This is a genomic window from Sphingobacterium sp. UGAL515B_05 (assembly GCF_033097525.1).
In the GTDB taxonomy this organism is placed as follows: domain Bacteria; phylum Bacteroidota; class Bacteroidia; order Sphingobacteriales; family Sphingobacteriaceae; genus Sphingobacterium.
Genome location: NZ_CP109907.1, coordinates 3,535,733 through 3,551,138, shown reverse-complemented (window position 1 = coordinate 3,551,138; position 15,406 = coordinate 3,535,733). Strand labels below are relative to the sequence as shown.

At 37.8% G+C, this 15,406-nt stretch carries 15 protein-coding genes; 9 read left to right on the top strand and 6 right to left on the bottom strand.

What is annotated here, in order from left to right:
- Positions 1-6: 6 nt before the first annotated feature.
- Positions 7-1,827 (top strand): outer membrane beta-barrel family protein, encoded by a 1,821-nt coding sequence (locus OK025_RS14485; RefSeq protein ID WP_317664744.1) that lies wholly within the window; start codon positions 7-9, stop codon positions 1,825-1,827.
- A gap of 201 nt (positions 1,828-2,028) precedes the next feature.
- Entirely contained in the window at positions 2,029-2,538 is a 510-nt protein-coding gene (locus OK025_RS14480; protein ID WP_317664742.1) for an STM3941 family protein, read from the top strand.
- Between the two features lie 84 nt (positions 2,539-2,622).
- Here OK025_RS14480 and OK025_RS14475 read toward each other — a convergent pair whose 3' ends face one another.
- The gene (locus OK025_RS14475; protein ID WP_317664741.1) at positions 2,623-4,971 is read right to left on the bottom strand and encodes a TonB-dependent receptor; all 2,349 of its coding nucleotides are present in this window, start codon (positions 4,969-4,971) and stop codon (positions 2,623-2,625) included.
- 177 nt (positions 4,972-5,148) lie between these two features.
- Between OK025_RS14475 and OK025_RS14470 the strand changes: the two genes are divergently transcribed.
- Positions 5,149-5,346 carry a hypothetical protein gene (locus OK025_RS14470; protein WP_317664739.1) on the top strand — a complete coding sequence of 66 codons (198 nt, stop codon included), beginning with the start codon at positions 5,149-5,151 and terminating at the stop codon, positions 5,344-5,346.
- Between the two features lie 45 nt (positions 5,347-5,391).
- Here OK025_RS14470 and OK025_RS14465 read toward each other — a convergent pair whose 3' ends face one another.
- Both OK025_RS14465 and OK025_RS14460 read right to left on the bottom strand, forming a co-directional pair.
- Complete coding sequence (locus OK025_RS14465; RefSeq protein ID WP_317664737.1) at positions 5,392-6,612, bottom strand: TCR/Tet family MFS transporter; 1,221 nt, start codon at positions 6,610-6,612, stop codon at positions 5,392-5,394.
- Positions 6,613-6,736: 124 nt separating this feature from the next.
- Positions 6,737-7,609: a helix-turn-helix domain-containing protein gene (locus tag OK025_RS14460; RefSeq protein WP_317664735.1), complete on the bottom strand. Its 873-nt coding sequence runs from the start codon at positions 7,607-7,609 to the stop codon at positions 6,737-6,739.
- Positions 7,610-7,820: 211 nt separating this feature from the next.
- Here OK025_RS14460 and OK025_RS14455 point away from each other — a divergent pair, with 211 nt between their 5' ends.
- Together OK025_RS14455 and OK025_RS14450 are read left to right on the top strand one after the other, a co-directional pair.
- Complete coding sequence (locus OK025_RS14455; protein ID WP_088162479.1) at positions 7,821-8,000, top strand: lmo0937 family membrane protein; 180 nt, start codon at positions 7,821-7,823, stop codon at positions 7,998-8,000.
- Between the two features lie 38 nt (positions 8,001-8,038).
- Positions 8,039-9,235 carry a GAF domain-containing sensor histidine kinase gene (locus tag OK025_RS14450; RefSeq protein WP_088162480.1) on the top strand — a complete coding sequence of 399 codons (1,197 nt, stop codon included), beginning with the start codon at positions 8,039-8,041 and terminating at the stop codon, positions 9,233-9,235.
- 92 nt (positions 9,236-9,327) lie between these two features.
- Here OK025_RS14450 and OK025_RS14445 read toward each other — a convergent pair whose 3' ends face one another.
- Positions 9,328-10,356, bottom strand: coding sequence for an aldo/keto reductase (locus OK025_RS14445; protein WP_317664731.1), 1,029 nt, complete (start codon positions 10,354-10,356; stop codon positions 9,328-9,330).
- A gap of 24 nt (positions 10,357-10,380) precedes the next feature.
- The gene (surE, locus tag OK025_RS14440) at positions 10,381-11,115 is read right to left on the bottom strand and encodes a 5'/3'-nucleotidase SurE (protein WP_317664729.1); all 735 of its coding nucleotides are present in this window, start codon (positions 11,113-11,115) and stop codon (positions 10,381-10,383) included.
- A gap of 51 nt (positions 11,116-11,166) precedes the next feature.
- Here surE and OK025_RS14435 point away from each other — a divergent pair, with 51 nt between their 5' ends.
- Entirely contained in the window at positions 11,167-12,075 is a 909-nt protein-coding gene (locus OK025_RS14435) for a diacylglycerol/lipid kinase family protein (RefSeq protein ID WP_317664727.1), read from the top strand.
- A gap of 61 nt (positions 12,076-12,136) precedes the next feature.
- Complete coding sequence (locus tag OK025_RS14430) at positions 12,137-12,403, top strand: hypothetical protein (RefSeq protein ID WP_317664725.1); 267 nt, start codon at positions 12,137-12,139, stop codon at positions 12,401-12,403.
- A gap of 98 nt (positions 12,404-12,501) precedes the next feature.
- Here the strand turns inward: OK025_RS14430 and OK025_RS14425 are convergent, their stop codons facing one another.
- On the bottom strand, positions 12,502-14,520 hold the full coding sequence (locus OK025_RS14425; RefSeq protein WP_317664723.1) for a hypothetical protein: 2,019 nt from the start codon (positions 14,518-14,520) through the stop codon (positions 12,502-12,504).
- A gap of 197 nt (positions 14,521-14,717) precedes the next feature.
- Here OK025_RS14425 and OK025_RS14420 point away from each other — a divergent pair, with 197 nt between their 5' ends.
- Positions 14,718-14,921, top strand: a complete 204-nt coding sequence (locus OK025_RS14420; protein ID WP_317664721.1) for a hypothetical protein — start codon at positions 14,718-14,720, stop codon at positions 14,919-14,921.
- 5 nt (positions 14,922-14,926) lie between these two features.
- A complete protein-coding gene (locus OK025_RS14415; protein ID WP_317664719.1) occupies positions 14,927-15,289 on the top strand; it encodes a VOC family protein in 363 nt (120 codons plus the stop codon).
- Positions 15,290-15,406: the final 117 nt, after the last annotated feature.

The window sequence follows — 15,406 nt, the reverse complement described above, 5'->3', positions numbered from 1 at the left end:
GAGGTCTTGTCTGTTAATGTACTTACCAGTCCGGGTGCGGCCTATGATTCCGCCGGAGATGGAGGTATCCTCGATATCAGACTTAAGAAAAATTCCAATTTGGGCTTCTTTGGGTCGGCAAGTACAGCTGTTTCTACCCTTTGGGGAACGGACCAATCGCTCAATTTAAATCTTAAAAAAAGTAAGTTTGAAATTTCATTAGGTTATAATTTTTCATACGGTGAAAACCTGCATAAACGAAACGATCTAATAAAAAACTATTACTTACCTGATTCCAGTTATCGCTATAGACAAAAACAGGTTAGCGAAAGATCCCAAAGGACACATTCCATGAAAATCAATACACTTTATAATATTGATTCAACAAGTTCGCTCTCTTTTAATTATTGGTACGCCAGCTTTTATGGTAAATTTCCAAATGAACGAGACGCCACGATCTATAATCGGAAGGATAAATTCCAAAGGCAGCTTAAACAGCTGGACCTCATGTTTTTGGATAATAATTTCTATATCGTCGATTTGATTTATGATAAAGATTTCAAAAAGAAAAGCAAGCTTTCAATCGGCCTGAATTACGCGAAATACTCAAATGAAAATAACACTTCATTCTGGAGAAAGGCATATGATTTTTCTAACACGGAAATAAATTCTTCAGAAAATGGTAGCAGAAATTTTATTATTACCAGACCATATGAAATCTGGACATTCAATACAGACTTCAAAACTAACATCGGAAAGGGTACTGATCTAAAATTCGGTGTAAAATATGCCCGTGCAAATACAGAAAGTTTCTTTAAGAATCTAGCCACAGATGGAAATACCGTCGGAGGTGAAGTAAATAGTGAAAATAAGGTTCAATATAACGAAAATATACTTGCTGCTTATTCTTCTCTTAATGGTAAATATAAACATTTCTCCTTTGATGTAGGCTTGCGACTAGAATCATTCGATTATAAATTACTATCCGTTTTAACTGACGAACAGATTAAAAACAACTATCTTAATTTATTTCCCAACTTTAATATACGTTATGATTTCGAGGACCTTAAAAACAGCATTGCTTTATCGGGGAACAGAAGAATCGAACGACCAGGTTATAACATGCTCAATCCATTTGCGATGAACAATAATCCTATCTATTTTACCAACGGTAACACACATTTGAAGCCATATTTTGCAAATAGACTAGATTTGCAATATTCACATAAGTGGAATACCAACCACTCACTGATCTTTTCTTTATATGGAAACTCCTCGAAGAATATGTTTACCTATATCTCAAGATATAATGCGGAGGTTGGAAGTCCAGAGTTTAACTACTATAATGATTATAATCTAAACCAGATTGGAGCTTATGTCATGTCGCAAAACAAATTTGGAAGCAGCGTGAATGTCAGTACATATTTATCGGCCCAACGACCGACTTTCAGATCGAATAATACAGCAGATATTTTGTTACCTGGGATTGTCAACTTTAGTGGGTCGATTAACACCTTTATTAATATTCTGCCAAAGACTACTGTTCAAATACTCGGCTTTTATACTTCGAAAAGAAATAGTTTTCAAATGCAATATGGGGCAACAGGATATATCACGACGGGTTTACAACAAAAAGTGCTTCGGGACAAGTTAAACATATCCCTGACGATTGAGGATATTTTCAACTTACAAAAAGCACCTATTTCCAGTTTAGGCAATGTGATTAGCATTGAAACAGTGAATAAATTGAAGTCTCGCTATGCAAAATTGAGTTTCAGTTACAATTTCGGAAAAACCTTCTCCGCAAAACAGACCAAAAAGCTGGAAAAAGATTCGAGGATAGATTAACCCATCAATACGTTAATCGTCAAAGATGATTCGTGGAAGCATAGCGCTGGGTTTAATTGAGTTTAGAAAATGGCTTAAATACAGATAGACGTCAAAATACTGCGAATTTAAAACGATTCCACACGAATTGAAATTCGCATGAAAATATGAGAAGCGTTGTTTTAACTTAGTCCGATAAACATGTGAAAGAGAACATTAATTATGAACGAGACTATCATAGAATTCGATAACAAAAAACGTCTGAAATTGGCGCTATTTGGCTTGCTGTTGACGATAGCGGCTTTGGCATTTGCTTACTATATTTTCTTTGTCGCTGAAAAAATAAGAATTTTCCCTGGAGCATTGATGTTGACCTTAGGGGGCTTAGGATGTTATTGTCTAATTGGCGGAGTAAAAAGCCTATTTGTTAAAGATCGGACTGGCCTGATATTGAATGCAAATGGCATTCGATATCATGGTACGCCAGTAGGAATAAAGGCTGGGACTGTAAAATGGACTGCTATTCAATCTGTCTCGACAGGAATGGCCCATGGTGTCCATTTTGTTTTTTTGAAGCTACACCATCCCGAAGATTATATGCAGCAGTTCTCTCCACAAGTACAACAACATCTGCTCGAAAATGGAATAGCCGTTTCGGCAGATCAATTGTCGCTTGATTTTAATACACTCAAAAAATTAATAGATGAGTATTATGAGCGGTATACGCGATAATAAGAGGGAAAAGACTCGCCATAAACAAGCCCCTATAAAAATCTTACAGGGGCTTGTTTCTATTAATCGTATCAAATTGTTGTATTACAAATCCAGTTGGATACCTAAATTCGCTATTGTTCCGCTTCCTTTTACATAATAACGGCCTTCATTTGTAGCTCCCCTCACCTCCGCGTGCAGTGGAAAGTAATCATTATTAAGGATATTATTAACTGAAAAAATGAACGCCAGATTCTTTAATTTGTAGCGTGTTTGGACATCCATCAGACCATAGCCCGAAATCGGATATTTGCCATAATTATATTCAGAAGGTTGAAACACATCGCGTTTCCCTAAATGTAAATACTGCAGATAGACATTCCACCGATCTGTCAATTTGAAATCTGCATTGATATTTACTTTAAAAGGTGAAATAATGGAATTATCCAATTTATCTTTATATTTTCCCTCATTTTTCAAATCTTGTCGACCATCCATGTAGCCAAGTATGGTACCAAACTTAAACCAGTCAACAGGGGTTACATCGACAACCAATTCCAAACCGTAGATACGCTGCGGTACTTGGATAAGTTCGTAATTACCCGGTGTCGAAGTTTCTGCGAAAGTATTGCCTTTCTTGGAAGAGCTATAATATCCTGTCAATTGGTAACTTAACATAGCATAGGTTCCATTTAGCCCCAACTCAAAATTATTGACAACTACAGGCTTCGGATCAATTTGACTCAAAGGTACTCCATTCCGTAATACAAGTCCCACATCGCCGATAGAATACCCTTGTGAAAATGACACAAAGGGCTGCAGGTATTTTAATTTATTATACCTTCCTGCCAAGTTGAATACAAATGCGTTTGAGTTGCTCTTATCTCCAGGAGTGACTTTCCCTGCTTTTGTTAGATCTCCAACCTTGAAATCCAAGTTTTCGTATCGCACCCCACCTTTCACTATCCAGTAATCGGCGAGATTAAATTTACTTTGAAGGTATAAGGCACCACTTTTCATGTTCATATCGGGTGTCACTAATCCATCGCTCAACGTTTTTTGAACCGTGTGATCCTTTAAAAGATCTACTCCATAAATTAAAGTTACATTATTGCTGTTAGATAGATCAAAGGGCGTACTAAAATTTAGTCTGGCTCCCTTATGATCAGAATATGTTTGGTTGTAGCTTTCAAATACCGTGTTCATATCTTCATAATACAGCCCCATATTTGCTGAGGTTCTACCAAAGTTACCCTCATACTTTACATGAAAAGCTTTATTGTAAGGTGTCCCACCGTTAATCACTGTATCTGAAGGTATCCCTATAGCAGGTTTACTGCCAAACTCCCCCTTAGTGCCAACATATTTACTATCCTGAACACTTCTATAATAGTTCCCCATAAGTTCAATACGATGATTATCGTTAATCTGATAACCAATCTTCGCTAAGGCATTATAACTTTTTGTCTCGCCCAGGCCATAAAATGGACTTACAATGGTACCATCGGAGCTACGTACCACACCTGTTCGCGCAATCTTTCCTTGCACAACATAATCAAACTTGTCTTTCGATCCCGAAAATACTTGTGCCAAATTATACCCGTATGTTTCATCTGGTCTGACCAAGCTTAGTGAATTATTTAAAGAGGTTGAAGAATGAAAACTCCTGTCTTTCTTTGGCTTCTTTGTTATGTAATTAATTATACCACCTGCGGCGCCATTTCCATACATAGCTGAAGCACCATTGATGACCTCAATATGGTCAATTGCACTAGCATCAATCGTCTTCATATCTCTTCCGCCATTTCTTAATGGAGTCGATTGAGGAATTCCATCAATAAGTACTAAAAAATTCCGACCACGTATTTTAGCAATAAAATTGTTTTGGCTTTCCTCACTGGGAGAGATACTGGGCACTTTCTGCATTAAAATATTGGGTAGGTTGTCATTTATCAGACGTTGATCTTCTAAGGTCTTACCGCCGATATAGGTAATTGATGATGGCACTTCGTCAATACTTTCAGCCAGTCGGCTCGCCGTTACGACAACTTCATTCAAATGATTACTTGTTTGCTCCATGACAAAATCTGGGAGCTCGAGGGTTTCCCTTTCCAGTGCGATCTGCGATTTGATTTCTTGAAAACCAATATGCTTTACGGTCATGGAGTGAATGCCTTTAGGAATCTTTGAAAAAATAAAATTCCCTTCATGATCAGTCTTGGCGCTATTTATCCCGTCAATATTGATATACACATTGGACAAACCTTTCCCTTCTGAATTTTTCACCTTGCCCTTAATTGTCCCCGATTCTTGATCATTACCATTTTTCTTGACAGCAATCAGTCTTTCCCTTGAAAAACTTATTGCTGGAATTATGGAAAAACTTAAAACCAATAGACTGCTCGCCAATGTTGTTTTTTGGGTAATAAACCAAGATCTTGTTGTTGTTTTCACGTGTTGAAGGTATTTAAAAAATCACTCGTCCTGTCCGCATATAGATATCTGTCTATTTCCAAACCTTTCTATCTGGAAAAGCCTGTCCTGAAAAAGATATAATTACTATTTAGACTAATTATTATTAATGGCAAATATAGTAAAGTTAGGAAATACTTAAAGCTAAAAATTTAGAATATGAATCCATTATCGACACAAGTAACAATTTCTCGATTACAGTTGGCAGGCGTTATCCCCATTACGAAAACAGCCGTCATTAGCGAAATATTAAAAAGTTGGAAACATACTGACGCTGCGAAATATGCACATGCGCATGCACTTTCCTTGGTGATGCCTAGTTATCAAGCTTTAATAGAAAGCTATTATAAAGCATAGGAAGTCGCAGTAGAAAGCAAATAAGTAAAAATAACGCCCCTTTTCTTAATGATTATTATTTCGTTGAAAAACAAAATATATCATAATTCCACTCATGCAAATTAAAATGGATCCCAGAAAAAATGGCACTCCCGAAAATTGAAATAGCGCTTTATCCTGTGTAAAATAATAAAATGAGTTTGTCATTACTGGAGGTCCAATAATAGATGTTGCACTTACCAAACTGGCCAACGCTCCCTGAAGTTCACCTTGTTCATTTGAAGGAATACTCTTGCTAATAATAGATTGCAGTGCGGGTCCACAAATTCCGCCTAAGGAATATGGGATAAGGAAAACAAACATCATCCATCCTTCACTAGCGAATGCGAATAGCATAAGACCGACCGCATAAAAGAATAATCCAAAATATACGCTTTTCTCGTCGCCTAATTTAGGGGTTACCCATCTTATTAGAAACCCCTGTACTAATCCAAGCAATAATCCGAGCAACCCAAGTGATAAGCCAACCGTCCGTTCTGTCCAACTAAACTTATACATGGTAAAGAAATGCCAATTACTCTGCACGGCGTGAAGAGCGATATAGACCAAAATCAAGGCAATAACAAGGCGCGCTATTTTCGATTGTTTTTTCAGAAAATTAAATGTTCCAATAGGATTCGCACGTTTCCAATCAAATGGTCGTCGTTTATCCTTATCTAAACTTTCCGGCAGGAAAAACCACCCATAGAGAAAATTTACTAGGCATAATAAAGCGGCTGCATAAAAGGGTACTCGAGCGCCGTAATATCCAAGTAAACCACCGATTACCGGGCCCAAGATAAACCCCATACCAAAAGCTGCGCCTATTAAACCAAAATTTTTGGTTCTATCTTCATCCGTGGATATATCAGCGATGTATGCACTAGCGGTTGAAATACTAGCCCCAGTCAGCCCAGCAATGATTCTTCCCAAAAAGAGCCAACTGATAGATGGCGCCAATGCTAATAATATATAGTCGATGGCAAATCCAAAAAGAGAAATTAAGATAATTGGGCGTCTACCATATTTATCACTGAGATTGCCCACTATAGGCGCACATATAAATTGTGTAATAGCATAAGCAAAGCCGAGCCATCCTCCATATTTTGCTGCTTCACTAAGGTCTCCATGAATAAGTTCTGCAATGAGTTTAGGAACAACTGGAAGTATAATGCCCCAACCTGTAATATCAATCAACAGGGTAATAAATATAAACCCGATAGCTGCTTTTTTTCCTGTATTTTTCATGCCGTAAAATTAAACAGACGGGAAAAGGAGCTATTGACAATTTAATGGTGTTTACGTACCATTTGAAAGCTAATTCTACTTGAAAATCTGTAAATGCCTTCGATAGTTAAACGAATACCATCTATCACACATTTCGATAAGTTGTTGGTGACAAACCAACAATTCGTTTGAAGTATCTGCAAAAGACGCTTGTTTCTTCAAAATGAAGTTCATTACTGATTTCTTTGATTGATAAATTAGAAGATTTTAATAATGTTTTAGCATGTAGAATTGTGATATGATCAATCCATTGTAATGCAGATCTTCCAGTTTTCTGTTTGAGGAAAGTTGAAAGATATTGAGGTGTTAAATGTAGTTTTTCAGCGTAAAATACAACACTTCTTTGTTGCCCGGCATACCTTGAAACAAGCAGATAAAATTCATCGATAATCTCATGCGTACGGCTTTTCACCAAATTTTTGTTATTTGGTAATTTAGAATAGACTTCAGAAATCATACTAACTAGCACCATGACGAGATGCCGTAGCATTTGTGTCTTATTGGGACTTGCTTTTTTATGGTAGAAGTTTTGTATAAGGGTCAATAATTCATTTTGGAGTTTAATTTCTTCCGATTGAAGTCTAATAATTGGCTGCCATCTTATTTGATTGTTCATTACAAACTCCCGTAGAACAGGAAATTCTGTAATGAAATCCAATGAAAGACCGATTGTTATAATTTCAGCATCTTCACTCAATGATTTTGTGTCGATCATCACTTGTGGCTGTAAAATAGCAATGTCCCCTTTGTTTACTTCATATTCTAAGAAATGGATTTGAGATTTCATAGATCCCTGTACCATAAAACCTAATAATAAACCATCAAATATGCGGCTATGATTTGTATATTTCTTCCCAGGACCATGTCGTTGACTAAGAATAACTATGCCTTCCGTCTTTTTTGAAAGGTCGAGATTATACAATTGATAGACATTATCCAAAGTTATTAATAGAGCCATGTTCAAATGTCGTTAAAAAAAAACAGCATAACATGTGTTTTTCATTACTTTTACCATTTTCCTAAGGGAATCAACGTCCTAAGTCGCAGAAATTGAATAAAAAGCCGTTATACTAATGTAAAACGGCTTTTTTTATAAGTTTTCTTATCAAGTTACAAAATTACGAAACGATTCTATTTAGATATTGTTCTTCAATAAAGAATAATATTATATGGAAGACCTATTATATTCGGTAGCTATTAGCGTAATGATTGTTTGGGCGGTTACTTTTGTGGGCGGATTCATAACAGAAGATTTTATTCATATTCTATTAATTATTGCAGCTATAGCATTTATATTTCGCGCAATAAAGGGTATTAGTACTTCTAAGGTGCACCAACCTCAACAGTAAGTCAAAGCTATTCGTAAACAAATAGACCGGCAATAAAAATGACAATCCCAAACCAATTAAATCAAAATCAATGGTACGATAGGTATACGAAGAAGAGCGACTTCGACTCCTGTCAAAGAATTTTGGAGGCTTTATGTGGCCACACGAAAATGAGGTATGGCATGATACGTAGGAAAATTGGCCGTAAATGGGGGAATTGGTGCGTTTATGACTATCACTCTCAGAAGATCGTCAATAAAAACAGTGAAAACTACGTTAAAATATATCAGGAAATAAGGAAAGGTTTCTCACCTATTTACATTGACGATAGCGAGCAATGTTCTGTCGACGAATGGACACAAGTTCTTCATGAATTCGGTTTAAAAAGCTATATCTCTTATCCAATTATTAACAAAAATAATTCTATTGTTGGACACTTGAGTTTCATGAATGCGGAACCCGTACACTTCGACCCAATTAAATTGGAGACGTTGCTCCCTGTTTGCAGTGATTTGATTGCAATAGATTTTAAAACTGTCATTGAACGTAGAAATACGAGAAGAAAATTAGAACAGGAACTTAGGTATTCCAAAAACAGAGAACTGGTTTTATCGTCCTTGGCCCATGACTTAAATAATCCTGTCAGCATCTTAAAAGTGATTTCGCAATATCTTGGCGCAAACATTAAAGATGAAAGTCAAAAAAAATTAATAAAGAAAATAGAAGAGGCTTCATTACGGGTGAAAGGAGTGATAGATGATATTTTAGATTTCAGTACGATCCGTCTTCAAGGCAGACTAATTAGAATTAATGATCATTACCGTATGGATTCATTGATTAAGCAAATCTTATCGGAATTTGAAGTATTACATAATAGAACGTTAATCGTCAACATCGACCTTCCGGTTGATGTGCCTTGTGATCATCAGAAAATGGGGCGGGCTTTCGCTAATTTAATTGGAAATGCTATAAAACATGGTAATCCTCATCAAAATATCGAAATAAATGCATGCATTAAAAAAGAAAATTTTGTTTTTAGTGTTACAAATGAGGTCACCTATCCGCAATATTCAGATCTTAAAGATCTATTTAAGCCTTTCGTAAAAGGAGTCAATAGTAATGGACTCGGATTAGGGCTATTTATTGTGAGTGAAATAGTTAAAATTCATAAAGGAAAGATAGTCGTAAATTTAAAAGACAATAAAATTACGTTTAACCTGATGATCCCGATCGATCTAACTAACGTTGTTCAATAATAAAGAATAAACAAATATTTCAGCGAGCATTAGTTGTCGCTGAGATGCTTTATTCAACAGAAAAGGGTGCGCTATTCACACCCTTAGTTTTATCAGTTATGTTGAATATTGGGTACCGGTGCGTGATCTTCAATAAGTTTATCATGTTTCAACTCTTTCCAAAAGTCGACAGGAATCTTTGCCTCAAAGGAATGTGCATTTTGCACGGCCTGTTCAGCGGTATGTGCACCGGGTATAACACCAGACACTGCGTCGGGAGCGGCTGCAAATTGCAATGCTGCTGTACGAAGATCTACAGCGTGATTTTTCGCGACCTGTTGCAAAGCATTTAGCTTTTCTTTAACACCGGCAGGAAACTTCCCATCATAGAGATAACGATCTTTACCCGATAAAAATCCAGCACATAATGGCGCTCCTACAATAATCGAAATATCTCTTTCAGCAACTTTCGGGAAAATCTGATTCAGTTCATCGTCATGTTTTATCAATGAATACTGGCAGGCTGAGAGAAAAATATCTGGATCAGCAACTTCCAATGTCTGTAAGATAGGCGCAATGGTATTAACTCCCAGTCCCCAACCTTTAATAATACCTTCTTCTCTCATCTTAGTCAATTCGGGCATTGCTCCGTGAATAGCTTGCTCAAAATAATGTGTATAGCTGTCTTTCATATCTCCATTGTCAGGTGAAAGATCATGAATAAATACCACATCAATGGAAGATAATCCCAAGCGCTGTAGACTATCTTCGATACTTCTTCTCACTCCTGAAGCGCTATAATCATATTGGTAAGCAAAATTTAATTTTCCTTTCCATAACGATTGCTCCATTTTAAAATCCTCCCGTGGCAACATTAATCGGCCTACTTTTGTTGACAGCGTAAAACTTTCTCGAGGCTGATCTTTTAAAAATAAGCCCATCCTACGTTCGCTGATACCCAAACCATACCATGGCGAGGTGTCAAACAATCGTATCCCTGCATTCCAGGCGGCTTCGACTGCCTTTAAGCATTCGACATCTGAGTTGTGCTGAAATCCATTTCCCAATGCCACTCCCCCAAATCCAGCTTTGTTGGCGGGACGGAATCTTTTCTTTTGTATTAAATTTTCGGTTGTTACCATCTTATAGTATTTTATTACTCGCTATTATTTATGTTCGCTTGTCTGCCTGGCCGCAAGTTCATCATGTGCAGTTAGGTCAAGACGTAAGGGGGTAATAGAAACCAAATTGTGTTCTACTGCCCAGCGATCAGTACCCTTTTCAGCAGGTTCTAATGGCACTACTGTGATCCAATAGTTTTTCCTTCCCATAGGATCCTCTCCAGGCACCACACGGCCATCATATAAACGTACTGATTGTCTTGTCCAGGAAAGCCCTTGAGGTTTAGGCGGAAAATTCACATTATAAAGAGCAGGGCCCTTATTTTTCAGTAATATCTTGAGCACGTCGATTGTCCACCGAGACAGCCCTTCAAAATCAGGTTCTGTCTTTCCAACAGGTGTACTCAATGCAATACCCGTAATCCCGAGCAATGTTGCCTGCTTTGCCGCAGCCAATGTTCCTGAGTGCCACATTGAATTGCCTAGGTTTGGTCCCATATTAATACCTGAAAGCACAACCTGCGTATCTGGAAACATATGTAAACCCAAGGCCACACAATCTGCCGGCGTTCCATTGACCCTAAAGGCATCAATATCTGCAAAAGTAACAGGCGCTCGCCGATAGCTTAAGGGCCGGGAATGCGTAATAGCGTGACCCATTGACGACTGCTCAACATCGGGTGCCACAATCTTTACCGTCCCAAACTCTCTCGCCGTCTGTGCCAGTGCCGCAATGCCCGGAGAATAGATACCATCGTCATTGGTGATAAGTATATTCATAGCTGTCCTTTTCTATGAAAACCAATCTCAAACCTGCTTTGTTCTGCTGTTATGAAAGAACAGGGCAAAAATATCAGGTTAGTACACAATCCTGCTGCTGGAGATGACTCGAACGGCGACAAAGACGAACTATGTCAACTGATTGAAGATCTTGGCCACAATTGCACCGTAGTAACAAAAAAAGATGCTGTCAAAAAGATCGACCCACAGACAGATATCATCGCCTTGGCCGGCGGTGATGGCACCATAAGAATGACCGTTTTGGGTCTTCTGGAAAAAAAGCTAAGATTTAAGAGGCCGATCGCCATATTACCACAAGGCACCGCAAACAATATTGCTATTTCTCTCGGTATTCCTCTCGACTGTGAAAAAGCTATTGGTCTTTGGAGAAACGCTCTACTTAAAAAATTCGATGTAGGGATGGTCATAGGATTAGAAAAAAAACCTCTATATTTTATTGAATCTATCGGTTTTGGGGTATTTCCTACACTAATAAAAAAAATGGATAAAAAAAACACCGAAGATCTTAGTGCAGAAGATGAAATCAAAACTGCACTAAGACAGCTCCGCAAACTGGTGGAAACATTTCCCGCTACCACACTGAGACTTACAGTAGCTGGAAATAACTATGAAAAAGAGTGCATACTGGTTGAGATCATGAATATACCAAGCATCGGACCGAGGTTAGTGCTTGCTGCTGATGCTGATCCTGGAGATGGGCAGTTTGATATCATCATTGTCACTGTCGATCAACGTCAGGAACTTATAAACTATATCGATGGACTATTGAATGGAACAAACGTCGAATTTAAAATAATACCTATCCGGACGAGTCGATTAGCAATGGAATGGGAAGGCAAAGAAATACACATCGATGATGAGCGCAAGAGTTACTTTGGCCAACAGTTGAAGCTTACCTTGCTGCATGGTATAGTTGAAATTATCACAGGCAATAAATAAGATACGATTTCAGCCAACGATAATGGTTCGAAAAATGTTCTCTTTTAAAAAACGAGTTAAAATGAACAGATCAAAAAACATAAATAATAAACTAGGTATGGTGGTTCTTCTCATGACTGCTATCCCAAATCCGGATCCACGTGAGCCAAGCCCAGACTTGTCCAAGCCACAGGAAGAGGAGGCCTCTAAAGAGGAAGAAGAGGACCCTAACACCGACCTATCTGGCCTCAAAGACGATCGCACCCATAACAAGGAGGAAGCACAGGCCGAACAGAAAGAAAAAGATGACAAAGATAAACCCGACCTTTCTGGTGACATCAACGTTTAGATCATAGCAAAATGACCCTATATTTTTACGTGGGGCGTTTCCGTGGGGGCATATACCTCTCGGCATCAAAACATCGTAGTCAAGATAATATTTATCCCTTAACCTTTTCGAGGTGGGAAGAAAAACAGTTTTGGATTTATTTTAAAATAGATCCAAACAGCCTTTCCCATTTTAATCAATTCTTTCGACGATAAATTTCGCGACCGGAAGGCTAACATCAAGGATAGCGAAAAGCTGACCATAAAATTAAAGAACCCTATAATTCCAATTCCTAGAATGCCCCAAACCCATATGTCGGTAGAGAGCTCCATCCCATGACCAAATAAGCCCAGGGCCAAATTTCCACTGGCAAATGTAATATGCCTAATGTCAAGATTTAAACCTAAAAAAAGTCCGATGGAAGCTGTTGAACCCATAAAGATCCCGAACCACACGTTAGACACGATTCCTGCCCATTTTTTTTCATAAAACGAAGCTATTTTGTTTGTTTTTGCTTGTCCAAATATCTTTTTCAACATGGGGTGTTCCTGAATACGATAATATACGGAGTTATGCTTGTCCCGATTTGAAATACTGCCGGCAATAATTCCAGAAAGAAATAAAAAAACACCTGCAATAGAGGCATGCAAGACCAAGGGCGTCTTTATCGGATTGAGGTCATTGACCAGATGCAACCACTTGGCACTCGCAATATTGACCTGACACAATTGTTGAATCGCCCAAATAAGAAAAAGACTCATCGGAAAAGCCATCAAAACATTACCAACAAAAGCAATAAACTGAGACCGAAATAATCGTGCAAATAATTCGGCAAATATCCAATACCGATGCTTGCTGGTCCCCTGTTCGGCAATCCCCTGCTCAATTGCGTTGACCAATGCTGAAGCTGTCATTGCAGGTTGTTTGGTGGCTAAGGTAGCCCCAAAGAGATAAATTAACGTAAAGCCAACAGCATAATTCAGGCTATATAAAAATGCATGACCAAACTCACTGCTGTGTACCTTACCTAATAATAATTTAACGATGCACATTACGCCCACAATGAGGCCGCCACCGCAGGCAGAACGGAACATTTTCCAATATTCCTGCCGACTTGAAGTAATATAATGTTCTCCAGTCTGTGCAGTATGATGAGTAATCTCGTAGGCTAAAAGCTGTGTACTCTGCCCAACCAATTTGCGAATATTACTTTTTCGGGAATTGTATCCAATAAGGGTCATTGCCAGTGCAATCGTCTTTTCCTTTTTTTCTTCCGGATGATCAATCACTAAAAAAAGCAAGATTTCTCGGATCCTTTCAAGTTGTTGCCGCATGCGCAAAAGTGATTGATTAACCTTTATGGAAATTCCGAAACGATGTGAATTATCGAAGGCAGTTTCAATATACGATTCGCATTGCTTATGAAGTACCAAAATTTGTTTATAAGTCAGATCATCCGAAGAGATAAACTTATTGTCCGACTGCAAAATACGATCATTCAATTCGGTGAATTCCCGCATAATGGCTATAAATGGACTATCAAAATTTTGAAACTCAGGTACCATCTTATTTACATCCGTTTCCATTGCACGCCCCGTAATGCGTTGAACCAACAGTTCCAACCCATACAATATTTCGATCATTCCAAAACCAGTTTCATCATCATAAATTGTTTCGAATCCACATAAACGAAAGAGTTCATCGACCTGCTCTTGCGAAACCGTAGCAATCCAATCGGCATCACCAGGTTTATAAAAAACCTGATTTAATATATATTGCAAAGTAGACTTAGGTGGCTGAAAAGGTAAGTATCGCTCGGTGATCCTTTTTTTAAGCTCGTAAAAAAAATCCGCATAGCTGATAATTCCTGTATCTGAAATCAATTGATCAAAATCTTTACTAGCCAGAATTCTTATTAAATAAAGCTGAAAGCTTTCCAGCTCTTCAGGTGCGGCATGGAGATAGTCCAGCAAAAATTGAATATCGATCTTATAGAGCAGATTGGTATGCTTGGGACGAATGATATCCACGAGTAGAACCAAAAAATCGACGCTTACATAAGACGAGTCTTCCAATTGAGTTTTATATCGTATAAACAAACTGCTTACCTGCTGCTCTTTATCCTGTTCTTTTTTCATAAATCATAAAATCCCTGATTTAGATACCAAATTTAGGTACATTTTGTTTTTTTAAACTGAAAGAATAACACGCTACATTGTGTCAAATAGCCACTTGATTTGATGATTTTGATCATTTTGCTGCCCTTTTCATTTTCATAATTTTATAGCTAAGAAATTATAAATCAAAAGTTAAGCCCAACGTAAAAAAAACAAAAATGAAAAACTACGATAAAGTAAAGTCCGCAAAATTATGTTACGAACATATCGGCGGAAAACTCGGCCAGCTCTTATTGGAGGCGTTAATAGCAAAAGGCTGGCTAGCAAAAAAAGATCCCATCGATAAAGACCTCTATATTACCGAACTCGGAGAATCCCAATTGACAGCATTTGGTGTTGACTTATCACAAATTAGAGCGTAACCATCATGAACTTACTCTTAGATTACGACAATTTCTTTCTACCAGCACAGGACCTGGATAGCGCCAAGGAATTTTATGGAAATCAACTTGGTCTTGAAACTAAATTCGATTTTTCGGATAAGGGAATGATTGCGTTCAAAATAGGCAAAAATGAACCTGCAATCATTCTTAGTACAGTACAACATACCAAACCGACTATTTGGTTTACTGTTGACGATGTGAAAACTACATGTGAATATTTAAAGGAAAAGGGAGTCGTATTTTTAAGCGAGCCATTTGAGATCATGACGGGTTTAGCGGTTGAATTTAATGATCCATTCGGAAACAAACTTGGAATAACAGATTATTCCAAATCAAATAAAGTTTGATGAGTACCGTTTAAATTGTTTTATTATGATCTAACCAGCGCTTAAGGGCAATGAGCTACGGCTGTCCACGATATTTCTTAGACTGTAAAGTTTAATAGAATATATCGTATCTTGCTA

What these genes read in the sequence shown, in the direction of transcription:
- OK025_RS14465 (WP_317664737.1), bottom strand. Translation starts at nt 6,612, where the DNA reads ATGAAAAATACAGGAAAAAAAGCAGCTATCGGGTTTATATTTATTACC.
- OK025_RS14435 (WP_317664727.1), top strand. Translation starts at nt 11,167, where the DNA reads ATGAAAGAACAGGGCAAAAATATCAGGTTAGTACACAATCCTGCTGCT.
- OK025_RS14415 (WP_317664719.1), top strand. Translation starts at nt 14,927, where the DNA reads ATGAACTTACTCTTAGATTACGACAATTTCTTTCTACCAGCACAGGAC.
- OK025_RS14470 (WP_317664739.1), top strand. Translation starts at nt 5,149, where the DNA reads ATGAATCCATTATCGACACAAGTAACAATTTCTCGATTACAGTTGGCA.
- surE (WP_317664729.1), bottom strand. Translation starts at nt 11,115, where the DNA reads ATGAATATACTTATCACCAATGACGATGGTATCTATTCTCCGGGCATT.
- OK025_RS14445 (WP_317664731.1), bottom strand. Translation starts at nt 10,356, where the DNA reads ATGGTAACAACCGAAAATTTAATACAAAAGAAAAGATTCCGTCCCGCC.
- OK025_RS14420 (WP_317664721.1), top strand. Translation starts at nt 14,718, where the DNA reads ATGAAAAACTACGATAAAGTAAAGTCCGCAAAATTATGTTACGAACAT.
- OK025_RS14460 (WP_317664735.1), bottom strand. Translation starts at nt 7,609, where the DNA reads ATGGCTCTATTAATAACTTTGGATAATGTCTATCAATTGTATAATCTC.
- OK025_RS14425 (WP_317664723.1), bottom strand. Translation starts at nt 14,520, where the DNA reads ATGAAAAAAGAACAGGATAAAGAGCAGCAGGTAAGCAGTTTGTTTATA.
- OK025_RS14455 (WP_088162479.1), top strand. Translation starts at nt 7,821, where the DNA reads ATGGAAGACCTATTATATTCGGTAGCTATTAGCGTAATGATTGTTTGG.
- OK025_RS14450 (WP_088162480.1), top strand. Translation starts at nt 8,039, where the DNA reads ATGACAATCCCAAACCAATTAAATCAAAATCAATGGTACGATAGGTAT.
- OK025_RS14480 (WP_317664742.1), top strand. Translation starts at nt 2,029, where the DNA reads ATGAACGAGACTATCATAGAATTCGATAACAAAAAACGTCTGAAATTG.
- OK025_RS14430 (WP_317664725.1), top strand. Translation starts at nt 12,137, where the DNA reads ATGAACAGATCAAAAAACATAAATAATAAACTAGGTATGGTGGTTCTT.